Origin of the sequence: Kitasatospora sp. NPDC059577 (genome assembly GCF_042735475.1) — a bacterium.
Lineage (GTDB): Bacteria > Actinomycetota > Actinomycetes > Streptomycetales > Streptomycetaceae > Kitasatospora.
On the sequence record NZ_JBHWBZ010000102.1, the window covers coordinates 1 to 15,881 of the forward strand.

The 15,881-nt window shown below is 75.0% G+C and carries 12 protein-coding genes and 1 pseudogene; 7 read left to right on the forward strand and 6 right to left on the reverse strand.

The window, feature by feature from the left end:
• Positions 1-65: 65 nt before the first annotated feature.
• The 3 genes from ACFV0O_RS40045 to ACFV0O_RS40055 form a co-directional block, all read right to left on the reverse strand.
• The gene (locus tag ACFV0O_RS40045) at positions 66-521 is read right to left on the reverse strand and encodes a hypothetical protein (protein ID WP_380349550.1); all 456 of its coding nucleotides are present in this window, start codon (positions 519-521) and stop codon (positions 66-68) included.
• A 164-nt stretch (positions 522-685) separates the two neighbouring features.
• On the reverse strand, positions 686-2,353 hold the full coding sequence (locus tag ACFV0O_RS40050; RefSeq protein WP_380349553.1) for an alpha/beta hydrolase: 1,668 nt from the start codon (positions 2,351-2,353) through the stop codon (positions 686-688).
• On the reverse strand, positions 2,350-2,679 hold the full coding sequence (locus tag ACFV0O_RS40055; protein WP_360262500.1) for a hypothetical protein: 330 nt from the start codon (positions 2,677-2,679) through the stop codon (positions 2,350-2,352). Before ACFV0O_RS40055 ends, ACFV0O_RS40050 begins: the two co-directional genes overlap by 4 nt.
• Positions 2,680-3,372: 693 nt before the next feature.
• Between ACFV0O_RS40055 and ACFV0O_RS40060 the strand changes: the two genes are divergently transcribed.
• Together ACFV0O_RS40060 and ACFV0O_RS40065 are read left to right on the forward strand one after the other, a co-directional pair.
• Positions 3,373-5,535: a protein kinase gene (locus ACFV0O_RS40060; protein ID WP_380349557.1), complete on the forward strand. Its 2,163-nt coding sequence runs from the start codon at positions 3,373-3,375 to the stop codon at positions 5,533-5,535.
• Between the two features lie 112 nt (positions 5,536-5,647).
• Positions 5,648-6,676 (forward strand): hypothetical protein, encoded by a 1,029-nt coding sequence (locus tag ACFV0O_RS40065; RefSeq protein WP_380349559.1) that lies wholly within the window; start codon positions 5,648-5,650, stop codon positions 6,674-6,676.
• Positions 6,677-6,776: 100 nt separating this feature from the next.
• Here ACFV0O_RS40065 and ACFV0O_RS40070 read toward each other — a convergent pair whose 3' ends face one another.
• From ACFV0O_RS40070 to ACFV0O_RS40080, 3 genes and pseudogenes are all read right to left on the reverse strand, one after another.
• Entirely contained in the window at positions 6,777-7,121 is a 345-nt protein-coding gene (locus ACFV0O_RS40070; RefSeq protein WP_360262497.1) for a hypothetical protein, read from the reverse strand.
• A gap of 449 nt (positions 7,122-7,570) precedes the next feature.
• Positions 7,571-7,681 (reverse strand): annotated as a pseudogene (locus tag ACFV0O_RS40075) (RNA polymerase sigma factor); the annotation flags it as partial.
• Between the two features lie 150 nt (positions 7,682-7,831).
• On the reverse strand, positions 7,832-8,419 hold the full coding sequence (locus ACFV0O_RS40080; protein WP_380349561.1) for a rhomboid family intramembrane serine protease: 588 nt from the start codon (positions 8,417-8,419) through the stop codon (positions 7,832-7,834).
• Positions 8,420-9,418: 999 nt separating this feature from the next.
• Between ACFV0O_RS40080 and cseB the strand changes: the two genes are divergently transcribed.
• From cseB to ACFV0O_RS40105, 5 genes are all read left to right on the forward strand, one after another.
• The gene (cseB, locus tag ACFV0O_RS40085; RefSeq protein ID WP_380349586.1) at positions 9,419-10,084 is read left to right on the forward strand and encodes a two-component system response regulator CseB; all 666 of its coding nucleotides are present in this window, start codon (positions 9,419-9,421) and stop codon (positions 10,082-10,084) included.
• A gap of 32 nt (positions 10,085-10,116) precedes the next feature.
• Positions 10,117-11,460 carry an ATP-binding protein gene (locus ACFV0O_RS40090; protein WP_380349564.1) on the forward strand — a complete coding sequence of 448 codons (1,344 nt, stop codon included), beginning with the start codon at positions 10,117-10,119 and terminating at the stop codon, positions 11,458-11,460.
• A gap of 186 nt (positions 11,461-11,646) precedes the next feature.
• Positions 11,647-12,432, forward strand: a complete 786-nt coding sequence (locus ACFV0O_RS40095) for an ABC transporter ATP-binding protein (RefSeq protein ID WP_380349567.1) — start codon at positions 11,647-11,649, stop codon at positions 12,430-12,432.
• A gap of 136 nt (positions 12,433-12,568) precedes the next feature.
• Positions 12,569-15,133 carry an ABC transporter permease gene (locus tag ACFV0O_RS40100; protein WP_380349570.1) on the forward strand — a complete coding sequence of 855 codons (2,565 nt, stop codon included), beginning with the start codon at positions 12,569-12,571 and terminating at the stop codon, positions 15,131-15,133.
• Between the two features lie 196 nt (positions 15,134-15,329).
• A complete protein-coding gene (locus tag ACFV0O_RS40105) occupies positions 15,330-15,542 on the forward strand; it encodes a hypothetical protein (protein ID WP_380349573.1) in 213 nt (70 codons plus the stop codon).
• Positions 15,543-15,881 lie beyond the last annotated feature (339 nt).

Consider the following 15,881-nt stretch of genomic DNA (forward strand, 5'->3'; position numbering starts at 1 on the left):
GGGCCGGGCGCTCCCCTGTTCGGACGAGGTCCGGCACCCACCCAGGTGCCGGACCTCGTTCGCGTTCACGGGCCGGACGGCGCGGACGGCGGCGGGGGCAGCAGGCACGGGGTGTTGACCCGGAAGAGCAGCAGGCCTCCGGTCGTGGTCTGGACCGTGATCAGGTACCGGCTCGACGCCTGGGAGGCGTCGACGACCGTGTCCACCTTTCCGTCGGCGGTCTCGCGGTAGCCGTCGATCGTGAAGCCCTGCTGTTCGAGCATCGTGCGGACCTTGCGGACGGCCTCCGGGTGCCGGTCGAGCGGGGCGGAGCTGTAGACCGCGTACGACATCGTGTACCGGCCGTCCTCGGCGACCTCGTCGTTCCTGCCGACGCAGTCGTTGAAGAACGGCTCGGCGCTGCCGGGATCGAGGGCGACGCCGGCGGTCTGCGCCATGTAGGCGGTCATGTGGTCGGCCCAGTCCTGGGCGTCCTGGCGGGCCTTGACCGGGAGCGGCGCGGCGGGACGGGGCACGGACATGCATCCTCCGAGGGTCAGGGACAGGCCGAGCGCTGTCACGGCGGCGCCCGGGCGCCGGATTCCGGCGCGGCCTGCAGCGGGTCGCGGCAGTGGGAACGGCACGGTGAAGTTCCTTGCGGCCGGGGGAGAGTGACGACGGGAGGTGGCCGGGCCGGCTCCCGTGTTCACGGGGGAAGCAGTGGGCTGTCGTGCTCCTTGGGAACCGTGGTCGGCTTCGCTCCGACGATGATCCGGCCCTGGTTGGCGAGGCTTTCACTGCCGCCGTCCCAGTACCCGCTGTGCCCGGAGGTGTCGACCCGGAGGTTGTTCCCGCCGAACCGGTCGGTCATCGGGTCGGCGCCGAGGCTGAGTCCCGCGGCGAGTTCGATCGGGTCGTCCGTTGCCCTGCCGGTCCAGAAGTGGCCCGGTTCGACGTGGAGTTGGTCGGAGCGCCGGACGGTCATCCCGGGACTCGCGATGGCGACGACGTCGTCGGCTCCCAGTCCGTCCCCACCCGCGGCGGCCGCGCCGACGAGCGTCGTCCCGTAGCTGTGGCTGAGGACCGAGAGGTGGCCGTGGTGGTCGCCCTGGGCGACCCGGGTGCCCTGGGTGAACCGGCGCAGGGCCTCGGCGCCGTCCTCGGCCCGGGTGGTGCCGGCGACGGAGACGTTCGGTTCCTGGAGGACGGGGACCTCGGGGGCGTCGTACCCGAGCCACGAGATCACCGACACTTTCTGGCCGCTCCCCTTCGACGCCTGCTTCGCGGCCTCCCGCAGGTCGTCGACGCGGGCGAGCTGGCCCGGTGTGCTGTCGATCGTCGTCCCGGTGCCGGGCACCAGGACGGCGGTGTGGTCGGCCGTGTCGGGGTTCCCCATGGCGATGATCGCCCGGCCGTCGCCGCCGTACGCCCCGGCGTCGTAGCCGAGCAGGAACAGCTGCTTGTCCTCGGCCGCGGTGTCGTGCGCGTCGAGCTGTTCCTTGAGCTTCATCAGGGACTGTTCGCGGGCGTTGTACGCGCCGGACGTGGTGCCGCCTCCGCTCGCGCGGCCGGCCTTCAGCCCGTCGAGCTCCTGGTCGAGGGCCAGCCGGTTCGCCTCGTCCCGGGCCGCTGCGGGCAGTCCGTCGAGGCGGCCGATCCGGTCCGGGTAGAGCGCGAGGTAGCTGCTGCGCTGCTCAGGTGTCAGCGACGTCCACCAGTCGGCGGCCTTCCGCGGGTCGGTGTTGTCGGGAATGTACGGACCGACGAGCCCGAGGTCCTTCGCGACGTCCTTCACGTCGGCGGCGGTCTCGGCGGCGGAGCCGAACGCCCTCGGCCGGGTCAGGACGTCGGCGTCGAGGCGGCCGAGGGCGAGGCTGCCCCGGTCGCTCGCCTCCTTCGCCGCGGCCAGCGCCTTGTCGATCCGGTCCTGGACGTCCCCGCGCAGGGTGGCCAGCGCCTTGCGCGCGGGGTCGGACCTGGCCTCGGGGTCGTTCTGTTCGCCCTTGCCCAGTGGCGGCAGGTTCACCGTCCCGTCGGCGCCGACGGTCAGGCCCCACTCCTCGGCGCGGTGCAGGGCGTTGTTCAGATCGGTCTGCGCCTGGTGGATCCGGTCGGCGACGGTGTCCAGGGTGAGCGCGACCGCGGCGGACTCGACCCGCACGATCTCCAGGATCTGCTCGGTCCGGCCGAGGGTGTGGAAGGCGTTCCGTGCGTCCTCGCCCTCCCACTTCGCCTGCCGCAGCGGGCCGTTCACCTGGCTGCGGTGCCTGTTGCCGGCGCACTGGGCGCCGTCGGACAGTCCGCGCCACTCCTTGGCGGCATCGTGCAGCCCGGCCGGGTCGAACCCGAGCAGCAGCTCGAACAGGGTGCTCACCGGCCCGGCTTCTCCCATGCTTCGCCGATCCGCTGTTTCTGCCAGACCTCGGCACTGGCGTTCTCGTTGTGCGCGTAGGCCTGCGCCGTGGCGGTGAGGTTGTCGGCCGTCCTGCTGAGCCGGTCGCCGACGCCCGCCAGCACCGGCGCCCAGTTGCCCGCCACCTGGCCGAGCCGGGCGGCCACCGACCAGCCAGCCAACTGCCCGGCGGCCGTCCGGCCGGCGGCGACGGCCGTCTGACAGGGCTTCGCGAAGTCCTCGCCGATGGACCGGGCCACCCCCGCGGACATGTGGATCTCACCCGGATCGACCTTGATTCGGCCCACTGCTGCACTCCCTCCCGGAATTCCCACGGTCGGCGGCAAGCCTATTCGGTCGTCGGTGGGGGTCCGTCCGTACGGATACTCATGTACACCGGAGTGGTAACCCCGCGTCAGCGATGAGGATTCGCGCGGATTCACGCCATAGACTGGAAGGCTTGTGAGATCCGGAATGTGCGGCTTCATCGACAGGCCGACAGTCATATGACCATTCGGGCAATGCATCAGACTTCCGGTCGGACAGACCATACTCCGGACACGAACATGAGGCGTTTCCGACTTCTTGTGATTCGTATGCGGACAACAGGATTCAGAGACGACCGACTCCCACGCCCCGCACATCGGACCGACCCGAGTCCGGACGCCAACCGGGGCCCGGATCCCTGCACCGATCGACCGCCGGAGCTGCGGGCGGCGGACGGGCGTCACGGGCGGCGCGGGCGGCGCGGGCGGCGGACGGGTGTCGTGGGCAGCCGAGGGACACCGCGGGGGCGGCCGACGGACGCCGTGAGGGCGGCCGAATGGTTGGCACGCTGTGCGAATCACCCGCCCCGCGACCGGTCGCCCCCGGAGGCCGGGAACCCGGTGTCCACCGGGCCGCGTCCTCGTCGTCGGCCGGAGTGTCGTAGGGTGCCGCGCCGACGGACACGGCCGACGGCCGGGGACGGCGGGCACGACAGGAACGGGGAGCACGGAACGATGGACGACCGGACAGAGCAGAGCGGCAGACCCGGCGGGAGCGGCACGCCCTCCGCCGTTCCCCTTGGCACCGCCGAGGACAAGCCCACCCGGGACGAACCCACCCCGGACGAACCCACCCGGGCCGAGGACGCCCAGGACGAACCCGCCCGGGCCGAGGACGCCCCGCCGGCGGACGACGTCCCGCCGATCCAGGACGACGTCCCGCCCGTCGTCCAGGACGCCCCGCCGGCCGAGGACACCGTGGCCCACCAGGCCGAGGACACCGCGGCGCACCGGCCCGGGGAGACCGCGACGGCGGCGTCCGGGTCCGCGCCCGCCTGGGAGATCCCGGACTACGTCCACGAACGCGAGCTCGGCGCCGGGGCCAGCGGCCGCGTCGTACTCGCGCACCACCGGGAGACCGGTACGCCGGTCGCCATCAAGTACCTCCACGACCGCATCGGCACGCCCGCGCTGCGCGCCGAGGCCGAGGTCCTCGCCCGGATCGACTCCCCTCACATCACCCGGCTCTACGAGTACGTGGAGGGCGAGCGGGGCTCGGCCATCGTGATGGAGCTGGTGGACGGCATCGCCCTGCGCGACCTGCTGCGCGCGGAGGGCGCCACCACGGCGCAGGCCGCCCTGGTGGTGCTGAAGGGCTCCCTGCTGGGCCTGGCCGCCGCCCACGAGGCCGGTGTGGTGCACCGCGACTACAAGCCCGCCAACGTGCTCGTCGACACGGCCGGCACCTCGAAGCTGGTCGACTTCGGCATCGCGGTGCCCAGCGGCGACGACCGCGACGTCTCCGGCACCCCCGCGTACATGCCCCCCGAGCAGTGGGCGGGCCGCCCGGCGTCGCCGGCCGGGGACGTCTACGCCGCCACCGTCACGTTCTTCGAGTGCCTCACCGGCGCCCGCCCGTACGGTGGCGCCACGATCGCCGAACTCGCCGTCCAGCACGCCGAGGCGCCGATCCCCGCCGACCTGGCGCCCGACGTCGTCCGGCCACTGATCGTGGCGGGTCTGGCCAAGGACCCCGAGGCCCGTCCCGACAGCGCGGCCGCGTTCGTGCGCGAGCTGGAGGCGGTCGCGACGGCCGGCTACGGGCCGGGCTGGGAGGAACGCGGCCGGCTCGACCTGCTCGGGTTGCTCGCCCTGCTCGCGGCGTTGCTGCCCGGCGCCGGCGTGGCCGGCGGCGCCACCTCGCTGGCGCACACCTCCCTGGGCTCCCAGGGCTCCGGCGCGCTGGGGTCCCAGGGTGCGGCCCAGGGCTCCGGCACGTTGGGCTCCCAGGGCGTCGCACCGGCTCCCGGCGCCGCTCCGGAAGTCCCGGCCGACGGCGTCCCGGCCGACGGGGCGCTGCGCCGCGTCCCGGCCCGCCGCGGCGTCCTCGCACGCAATCGCGGCAAGGCCCTCACCGGTGTCGCGGCGGGCGCCGTCGCGCTGGCCACACTGGCCGGCCTGGCCGCCGCGGGGGCCACCGACGGCGGTGCCCGGACGGCCGTCGGCGCCGCCTCCCCGGAGGCGACCACCAGCATCGGCCCGCAGCAGCCGACGGACGGCGGCACCTCCCCCGCCCCGAGCGGGGACGGCGTCACCGTGAGCCCGACGCCGTCCGCGTCCGACCCGACGGCCTCGCCCTCGACCACCGCGACCACCGCGGCCACCCCCAGTGGCGCCCCCACCGCTTCGCCGAGCGCCAAGGCGCCCACGGCAGCGGCGGTACCGACCCCGTCCTCCCCCGGCCGGTCGGCCGCCCCGTCCACCCCCGCCGCACCGGCCCCCACCACGGCCGCGCCGTCGGCCCCCGTCACCACCCCGCCGAGCCCGAGCCCCACGGTCGCCCCCGCCACCCTGACCGTCGGCTCGGTCAACCTGGACTCCATGACGTGCAGCGGCCGTTGGAGCCTGAGCGCCACGGCCACGGTGACGGCCCAGGGCGTCGGCAGCGGGACGCTGACGTTCAGCTGGTACCACAGCTCGGGCGGCCGGGCGATCACCGTCGCCACCGACACCGTGCCGGTCCAGAACGGCACCGCCACCGTCACCCGCGCGCACGACTTCGGGTCGGCCGACACCTTCAGCACCTGGGGCGTCCGGGTCAGCACCACCCCGGCGGCGGCCAAGCAGGGCAAGACGTCCGCCGAGACGGCCGCCTTCCTCTGCAACCCGCCCCGCTGACACCCGGCCACCGTCCACACGTCGTCCGCCGTCGTCCGCTGTCGTCCGCCGTCGCCCCTTCCGCTCCCCTTTGGTCCCCGCCGTCCGGTCCCGTTCCCGTCCTGGAGAAGCCATGTCCACGCCCCGCCCCGACTCCGCGCCCGACCCGGGCGCGGACACGACCGTCGCTCTCGGCGCGCGCCCGGCCACCGGCGGCGGCAAGGGGGTCGCACCCGGCGCAGGCGCCGGTCCCGACGAGGCGACCGTCCGACTGCCGCGGGGCGCGGCAGCGGAGGCCACGGTCCGCCTCACCAAGGCCGAAGCCGAGGCCGGGGCCGGGGCCGGGGCCGAGGCCGAGGACACGGAGGCGGGGAGCGCCACCTTCCTGGACCCCCGCGTCTGGGGCAGCGCCCCGCAGAGCGGGGAGACCGTCACCCTCACCGAACCGACGGAGGCCGAGGGGACGGAGGAGACGCACTCGACCACCACGCGGGCCGAGTCGCAGGACGCCGAAGCAACGCCCGTCGCACCGGCACCCGCACTCGCACCCGCACCTGCACCCGCACCCGCCGAAACCTCAGTCCCCTCCGTTTCCGCCTCCGTTTCGGCCTCCGCCTCCGCCTCCGCTTCGGCCATCGCCTCTCCGGAGGAACGCCCCCTCGCCCCGGGGGAGTTGCGCCGCTTCGGCCCCGGCGTCCCCCCGATGGCCGCCGCCGCGTGGCACGGCCGGACGGTGCCGGAGGCCGGGCAGCCGCTGCGCCCCCGCCGGACGTGGCGGTGGCTGGTACCGCTGCTCCTCGTGCTCCTGGCCCTCGCGGGCTTCCTGTTCTGGCGCCAGCTGCGCACCCCCGCCCTGGCCGTCACCGGCGTCACCGTGACCGCCGACCCGGCGAGCCCCGGCTGTGCGGCCACCGCCGTGGTCACCGCCGCGGTGGAGACCAACGGCGGTGCCGGCACCCTGCGGTACCGCTGGCTGCGCAGCGACGGCACCACCTCGGACGAGACCGCCCAGGACGTCCGTTCCGGCACGCACCACACCGACCTGGTGCTGCGGTGGAGCTTCGAGGGCCAGGGCTCGCTCCAGGCCACCGCGACCCTGCAGCTACTCACCCCGACCGCCCGCACCGCCGCCGCCTCCTTCACCTACCACTGCGGCGGCTGAACCCCTCCCCCGGCCCCGGGTGCCACGGCCCGCGGGAACGTGGTGCGCGCCGCCGTCCCGGGGTGCGGGACGACGGCGCGACGGGTGCCGGGGCTTCAGGTCACGGGGTGTAGCTGACCCAGCCCTTGGTGACGGTGGTGCCCGGCGGGCAGTACAGGAGGACGTTCAGGAAATCGGTGTGCGGGCCGTCGCTGTGCGAGTAGCCGTTCGAACAGTTGACGTTGACCCACCACTTGGTGGTGCCCCAGGCCGAGCACGAAATGCCGTAGTACCACTGGCCGTTGAGGAATCCGATGGTCGGGGTGCTGCAGTTGAGGCTCTCGACGCGGGCCGGCGACGCCGTCTGTGCCTGGGCGGCCGGGGCCGCGAGGACCCCGGCCGCCGCGAACCCGGCCAACAGACAGGCGGCGGCCGAGAGCCTCTTGCTCCTGATGTTCCTGCGCACGATTGGTTCCGTCCTCGTTGTCGGTGGTGACGGTGCCGCTGTGACCCGCGGCCGGGACGCGCCACGGCGAATATAGGGAGGGATCGTGAAGTTCCGCATATGACAGCCGCAAAGTCGCCACGGCGGTCGTACGCTGCCGCTTCACCGGTGTCCGGACGGCGGGTGCGCCGCGTGGGGTGCACCGGGTCGCGAGGGTCACGGGAACCGCACCCGACCGGGAACTCATCGGCCGAAAGCCACCGCCGACCGCACCCGCACAGCCCCACCTTCACGGCCCCGCCCCACCCTTGACGGCCCCCACCCCCCGCGACCCCACCCCTCGCGACCCCGCGCCGACGCGGCGGGCCCGGCTCTGCCGGGGTTCGCCGGTGGGCTGGTGAGGCCGGGTGGGTGGGGGTCTGGTTCATGCCGTCGACGATCGCGCGCGCCGTGATCGCCTGGGTGAAGACGACCGTGCCGAAGGGGATGCCGAGGCACTCGGCAGCCTCGGCGTACTCCAGGCCCTCCCACAGGCACAGCACCAGGACCTCACGCTCTGAGCGGCGCAGCGAACCCGGCGCAGCGAACCCGGCGCGGCGATCGCGGCGGCGATCCGGCCCCTGCGGCCGATCCGCCGCACGTCACCGCCCGGGCCCGTCACGGGGCTTCGTGGGGATCGCCCGCAGTGCGAGGAGTCGTGTCACCCCCGAAGGACCCGGGAGACCTCGTGGCTACGCCGCAACCGGCCGCGGCGCCCGAGCGCTTCTCCGGGGTGCGAGGACGAGGCCGAGCAGGCAGCCGGTGACCAGGCCCGCGCCGTGGTTGTTGTGCAACAGGCACAGCACCATCCCTGCCGCGGGAACGAGGAGGACGTACCAGGCGCCCTTGAACGGCAGACCCAGGGCGTTCCTGCTCGACAGGCAGGTGACGGCCAGGGCGCCCACCAGCGCGCAGACGGCCACCGAGTCGCCGCCGCCTCGCGTCGACCATCCGGCCAGGCTGACCACGTGGGACAGGACGCCGCCGACGAGGAAGACGGCCAGGGTCCGCCACCGCCCCAGGACCGACTCGGTGACGGCGCCGACCACGAGCAGGGCCGACAGGTTGATCGCGATCTGCGTGATGCCCGAGGACTGCACCAGCAGTGCGGTCCCGGCCCGCCACCACTGCCCGTCCGACAGGGCGCCCGGTTGGCGCATCAGATCCTCGACGACGGCGGGGACCGCGTACTGGACCACGGCCATCACCGCCATCACGGCGAACAGCGCAAGAGTGACCCAGGGCCGCCGCAGCAGGGCGGCACGGGCGACTGCGAGCATGTCGCGCGGCCCGGCTCCGGCACGCGCCGAGCGGCCGGCCCCGGCCCCTTCCCCGGTCCCCTCCCCGGCCCCGGCCCCGGCCCCGGCCCCGGAGCCTTCCGCTGGGCTGACCAGTACCAGCGTCCGCAGTCCCACGCTGACCACCACGGCAGCGCTTGCATACAACCCGATTTCATGCGGCGACAACGCCGACACCCCCCGTCCGACCGATGACGGGGCAACCCGCCCCGTCCGCGGGGCCCATCCTCGCAATCGGGCGGAGCCCCGCACCAGCACAAATGATCACTGCCGGACCATGACGGGTGTCACACCGGAACGGCCGCCCGTGATCGGGGCCGGCGACCGGGCGCGGCCCGGGATGTCAAGGGCCCGGCGGGCGCCGGTCCGTACCGGGCTCGGCCCTGATCCGGCTGCGGACATCGGCGACCACCGGGGAGTGGGTGAACGCCTCGCAGACCAGGATCAACCAGTCCGTCTCCGAGTCGAGGCAGGTCGACGCCTCGACCGGGGCGTGGCCGGAGACGGTCGAGCGCCGGTAGCGGCGGCCGGGCGACGACGCACGCCGAGCTGTCGGGCCACGGCCCGGCCGGGGGCGGCCCCGGCCCCGCCCCGTGCCGGGACGCGTGTATCCACCGTGTATCAGGCAGTGCTCGATCGGCCGTCGACTCGTTGCGCGGAGCCCGGCCCGGGACCACCCGGAGGGGGCGAAGGAGGGCACGACCGGCGGTGACCCGGGCGGCGAAACCCGGCCCGACCTGCGTGTTCGCGGTCGCGGCGGCACCACCCGCGCGCTTCGTGCGGTGCGGCCGCCGCCTCCGGGGCTGCCGTAGGGTTCCTCTCGGGTCGCCGCCGGCGTGGCAGTGCCGGGGCGACCGGTGCCTCGTGATCGTGCGTACAGGAGTCGTGCCCGTGTCCTCGTCCCTCCCGGCTCCGGGCTCTCCCGGTTCCACGGGTTCTCCGCAGCCCGTGCACGTCCTGCTGGTGGAGGACGACGAGCTGATGCGCAGGTCGTTCGCCCTCGCGCTGGAGCGCTACGGCTACGAGGTGACGGCCGCGGCCGACGGACTGTCGGGACTGGAACGGTTCCGCGACGGGGGCTTCGACCTGCTGATCCTGGACGTGATGCTGCCCGGTCTGGACGGGATCGGCCTGTGCCGCAGGGTGCGGGAGACCAGCCTGGTGCCCGTCCTGATGATGTCCGCGCGCGGTGACGGGCTCGACGTCGTCGCCGGTCTGGAGGCCGGGGCCGACGACTACGTCGTCAAGCCGGTGGAGACGTACGTGCTGGTGGCCCGGATCCGCTCGCTGCTGCGCCGGGCGACGTACGCGGCCGCCCCGGAGCCCGGGTCCGCCGTGGACGGGCGACCGCCGACGGAGGGCGAAGTGCTGGTGTTCGGGGACCTGAGCATCGACACCGCCGCCTTGGAGGTGGCCGTCGCGGGGAGCCCGGTCGCGCTGACCCCGACCGAACTGAAGCTGCTGCTGGAGTTCGCCGCCCGCCCCGGCGTCGTCCTGGAACGGCACGCCCTGCTGCGCGACGTCTGGGACTACGGCTGGGACGGCGACAGCCGGGTCGTCGACCTGTGCGTGCAACGGCTGCGCCGGAAGGTGGGCCGGGACCGGATCGAGACGGTCCGCGGCTTCGGCTACAAGTTCAGGCGCTGAGGCCGGTGCGGGCGTTGCGCGGAGGGCGGCCGGTGCGGGTCTCCGGCGGGCGGTGGTCGGCCCGAGCGTCGCTGCGCTGGAAGATCGCCGCGCTGGCCGCGGTGACCGCCTGCCTGGTCGTGGCCACCGTCGGCGTCCTGGTACACCTGTGGACCGCGGCCGACGTGCGCAGCCGGGCCGACGCGCGGGCCGTCAACTCGCTCTACTCGGCCATGGACGTCTACCGGCGGACGGGAGCGCTGGCGGACGGTGCCGAACTCGACCCGGCCGATCTGCCCGCCGCACTGCGCCACCCGGCCGACGGCGACCGCCACACGGCCTACGACGGGCGCGTCGAGGGCAATCTGGGGCCCAGCGTCTGGGCCGCCCAGCGGACCGGCGGCCCGGGCAGCCCCGTCCTCGCCCTGCAGATCAACATGAGCAACGACCTCCACACCCTGCGCCGACTCGACGTCACCATGGTGACGGCCTCGCTGGTCGCGCTCGCGGCGGCGACGCCCCTCGCGGTCTACGGGGCCGGACTGCTGGCCCGCAGGCTGCGCCGGGTCTCGCGGACCGCGGTGCGGATCTCCGACGGCGACCTCGACGCCCGGACCGGGCCCGTCCCGGGGCAGGACGAGGTGGCCGACATCGCCGCCGCCGTCGACCTCATGGCCGACAGTCTCAGCCGACGGCTGCGCACCGAGCGCCAGTTCACCGCGGACGTGGCGCACGAGCTGCGCACCCCGGTCGGCGGGCTGCTGGCCGCCGCCGACCTGATGCCGCCCGGCGAGACGGAGGACCTGATCCGCGCCCGGGTCCGCGACCTGCGCGCCCTGGTCGAGGACCTGCTGGAGGTCTCCCGCCTGGACGCCGGTGCCGAGGAACCCGTCCGCGCGCGCGTACCGCTCGGCGCCGTCGTCGCCGAGGCCGTGGCGCGCACCGGCCTCGCCACCGAGGTCACCGTCACCGGAGCCGCCGGGACCGCCGGGACCGCCGGGACCGCCGCGACCGACAGGGGTGACGGGACCGACAGGACCGACGGGGCGGAGGACACCGGGGCGGGCCCGAGCGGAGCGACCGTCGAGACGGATCCGCGCCGGCTGGAACGGATCCTCGGCAACCTCGTCGTCAACGCCCACCGGCACGGCGCCGCCCCGGTGCTGGTCACCGTCCGGGACCGCACCGTCGTCGTCCGCGACCACGGCCCCGGCTTCCCCACCGACCTGCTGCTCCACGGCCCGCGCCGCTTCCACACCGGCACCCGGGGCCACGGCCCGGGCCACGGCCTGGGCCTGACCATCGCCGAGGGACAGGCGGGCGTGCTCGGCGCCGAACTGCGCCTGGACAACGCCCCGGACGGCGGCGCCGTCGCCACACTGCACCTGCCGGGCTGACCCGACCGCCCCGACGCCCCGACGCCCCGACGCCCGACCGCCCCGACGCCCCGACCGCCCCGACCGATGGGCGGTGTACGGAACCGATACGCAGCGGCGCCGCCGTCGACACACGGCGGCCCCGGCCCCGATACGTTCCCCGGACACCCTTTGAGTGCGCTCTTCCGCACGTGCAAAGGAGTCCCCGTGACCACCCGTTCCGTCCCCCCGTACACACCGCACGGCACGCCCGGGATCGCGGCCGCCACCACCGACCTGACGAAGGTCTACGGCAGCGGCGACACCCGGGTCGTGGCCCTGGACCGGGTGAACGTCGCCTTCCGCGAGGCCGAGTTCACCGCGATCATGGGGCCCTCCGGCTGCGGCAAGTCCACCCTGCTGCACTGCGTCGCCGGACTGGACACCCCCACCTCCGGATCCGTGCGGGTGGGTACCACCGAGCTGGGCCCGCTGGCGGACCGGCAGCTCACCCGGCTGCGCCGTGACCGGATCGGGTTCGTCTTCCAGGCGTTCAACCTGTTGCCGACGCTGACCGCGCTGGAGAACATCACACTGCCGTCGGACATCGCCGGGCGCCGCCCGGACCGGCAGTGGCTGGACCGGGTGATCTCCCTGGTGGGCCTCGGCGAGCGACTCGGACACCGTCCCGCGCAGCTGTCCGGCGGCCAGCAGCAGCGCGTGGCCGTGGCCCGCGCCCTCGCCTCCCGCCCCGCGATCGTCTTCGGCGACGAACCCACCGGGAACCTCGACTCCCGGGCCGGGGCCGACATCCTCGGCTTCCTGCGCGAATCGGTGCACGAGCTGGGCCAGACCGTGGTCATGGTCACCCACGACCCGGTCGCCGCCGGGTACGCCGACCGCGTGCTCTTCCTCGCCGACGGCCGCCAGGTCGACGAGATGGACCGGCCCACGCCGGACCGGGTCCTGGACCTGATGCGGCGTCTGCCCGCCGGAGGCCCGCGCACCGGCTGACCCGCCCGTCCCTCCCGCCCCGGGAGCAGTTCCCGAAACCCGGACCCGAACCGCGTCGATCGCCCGTCGCCCGTCGCCCGTCGCCCATCGCCCGTCGCCTTCGAGGCGGCCACCCCGCCACCCACCCGGAAGCCCCATGCTGAGAACTGCGCTGCGCACCCTCCTGGCCCACAAGTCCCGCCTGGCCATGACGGTCCTCGCCGTCGGCCTCGGTGTCGCGTTCGTCAGCGGCACCCTCGTCTTCGCGGACTCCACCGCCGCGGCCCACCGTGCCGCCGCGTCGAAGAACTTCGCCGGCATCGCGGTGACCGTGACCGCGACGTCGCCCCCGCCGGGGGCACCCGCCGAACCGCAGGCGGACGTGCTCGACGACGCCCTGGTCCGGACGTTGGCCGCCGTGCCCGGCGTCGCCACCGTAAGGCCGTCCGTCGACGGCTCGGCCGTCCTGAACGCGGCCGACGGCACCCCGCTGCGGGCCGGCCGGGCCTGGGCGCACCCGGCCGCCGCCTACGTCCCCGGCCCGGACGGCAAGGACGGCCGCTTCCCGCTCGTCGAGGGCCGAGCCCCCGCCGGCGACGGTGAGATCGCCGTGGACCGCGGCACCGCCGACGCGGGACGCCTCCGCCTCGGGGACACGGTCACGCTGGCCACCGACGGCCCGGTGATGACCGCACGGCTCGTGGGCGTCGTCACCACCGACGACACCCGGGTGACCGCCGGCGGAACCCTCACCCTGTTCGACCGGGCGACCGCCCAGCGGCTGTTCGCGACCCCCGGCCACTACACCGGCCTCGACCTGACCGCCGTGCCCGGCACCGCTCCGGCCGACCTCGCCCGCCGGGTCACCGGCCTGCTCCCGGCCGGCCGCGCCGAGGCCACCACCGGAACCGCCCTCGCCGCCGGACAGGCCGTCCTCGTCGACACCCTGACCCGGGGCTACGAGAAGGTGCCGATGGTCTTCGCCGGGGTCTCCCTGTTCATCGGCTCGTTCCTCGTCGTCAACACCTTCACCATGCTCGTGGCACGGCGCACCCGGGAGATCGCGCTGCTGCGAGCGATCGGCGCCTCCCGCCGCCAGGTGTCCCGGTCCGTCCTGCTGGAGGCCACCCTGGTCGGCGTGATCGCGTCAGCGGCAGGCTTCCTGGTCGGCCTCGGCATCGCCGAGGTCCTGCCCGCCCTCCTGGGCACCGACGGGAGCACCCTGCCCCGGGGGCCCCTGGTGGTCGGCCCCCGCTCCGTCGCGGCCGCGCTCGCCGTGGGCGTCGGCGTCACCGTGCTCGCCGCGTGGCTGCCCGCCCGCCGGGCCGCGAAGGTCGCGCCCGTCGAGGCGATGCGCACGGGCGGCCGGCCGCCCGCCGCCGGCCGGTCCCGGATCCGCGGCCTGGCCGGTCTGACCCTCCTCGTCGCCGGCGCGGGCCTGCTGATCCCGCTCACCGGCGCCGAGGACGCCTCCGAGGCGAACCTGCGGAACGCCATGGCCGGCTGCGCCCTCCTCGTCGCCGCCCTGATCGTGCTCGCGCCGCTGCTCGCCGTTCCGGTGATCCGGCTGACCGGACGGCTGACCGGCCGCCTCGGAATCACCGGGCGCCTCGCCCGGGAGAACGCGCTGCGCGACCCGCGCCGCACCGCGGCCACCGCCGCCACCCTGCTGGTCACCACCGCGCTGGTCGCCGGGCTCGCCGTCATCGGGCACTCCACCGGGCAGGCCCTCGACCGCCGGGCCGCGGCCGGGCTCGGCGCCGACTACGTCATCGGCACCCGCTCCACCACCACCGGCATCGACCCGGCCGCCGCACGGCGGGTGGCCGACACACCCGGCGTGCGGACCGCGAGCCCCGTCGCCGACGCCACCCTGTTCACCGGCGGCGGTGTCCGGACGATCTCCGGCGTCGACCCCGCCACCGTGGACGCCGTCATGAAGCTCCGCTTCGTCAGCGGCTCCGCCAAGGAGCTCGGACCGGGCCGGATCGCCGTCTCCGGCACCGTCGCCCGCGAAACCGGTGTGACCACGGGCGGCCTGCTCGACGCCCGGATGGGCCGCGGCGGGCAGTTCACCCGGTACACCGTCGTGGGCGTCTACCAGGACAACCCCGTCGCCCACGACGTGCTGGGGGCCCGTGCCGAGGTGGCGGAACACGGCTTCCTGCCCGGCTCCGTTCAGCGCGTCCTCGTCCGCACCGACGGCGGCACGGTCTCGAAGAGCGTCGAGGACCGGCTACGGGCCGCCGTCGGCAACAACCCGCTGCTGGACGTGCGGGACCGGGCGCAGATCGTCCGCGAAGCCGCCGGCACCGTGGGTGACCTGCTCGACGTGATGTACGGCATGCTCGCCATCGGCGTGGTCATCGGCGCGCTCGGCATCGCGAACACCCTGGCCGTGTCCGTCGCCGAACGGACCCGCGAGATCGGCGCACTGCGCGCTCTCGGCATGGACCGCACCGGGATCCGGCGGATGATCCGCCTGGAGGCGGTGACCGTCGCCGCCTTCGGTACCCTCCTCGGTCTGGCCGGCGGCGTGTTCGGTGCCTGGGCGGTCGGCTCGCTCGCCAACGGCGCGATCGAGCAGTACTCCCTGGTGCTGCCCTGGGGGACACTCCTCCTCGTCTGCCTGCTGTCCCTGGCGACCGGCGCGCTCGCGGCCGCGGTCCCGGCCCGCCGGGCGGCCGCCCTCGGCCCGCTCGAAGCCGTCGCGCGGGCGTGACGGCTCGGGCACCCGGTCCGGCGCGGGGCGCCACCGCAGCCGGACGGGGGGCCGACCGAAGCGGTTCGGGGCGGCCACCGAGGAATCGTGCCCGGCCGGCACCTTTCGGTATTCGTGGCGATCTTGCCCTGCTTGAGTGGGAACACCTCCGCAGCACGTCGGAGGACGTCCACATCCCTCGATGACAGGAAGAATCATGACGTCCCGTAGCCAGACGACCACCCCCGCCCCCGTGTCGGAGCAGCAGGGCCCCGCGCGCCGTTCGCGGCTGCATGTCGCGTTGGCCGGTGCCGCCGCGCTCGCCGTCGTCGGCGGCGGTGCGGTGCTCGCCGCCGACCACATCGCCGGGTCGTCCGACTCCGCGCAGCAGTCGCACAGCCTCGCCCAGGGCTGGAAGGGCCGCTACTGAAACGGCCCTGACACGGCCTGCGTGACGCCGACGGTCGTTCCACGGCTGCGGCGGGCGCTGCTGTGGGCGCCCTGTTCCCGGCAGTTCACGATCCCGCACCGGCGGCACGCTCCTGCCGGCGGTGTCCATCGGGTCGGAGGTGTCCAGCGGATCGGCGGTGGTGCGAGCCCCTTCGGGGCGCCCGCGCCACCGCGTCCGGCCCGGTGAGGGCGGGGTCCGCGACGGCTCGGCCGGGCCGCCCCCCATACTGGGGGACCCCTCCCGGCCCGTCAGGGCCGGCGCGGGCCCACCCGGGGGGGGGGGCGCGAGAGCGCCCCACCCCCCCCCCCCCCCCCGCCC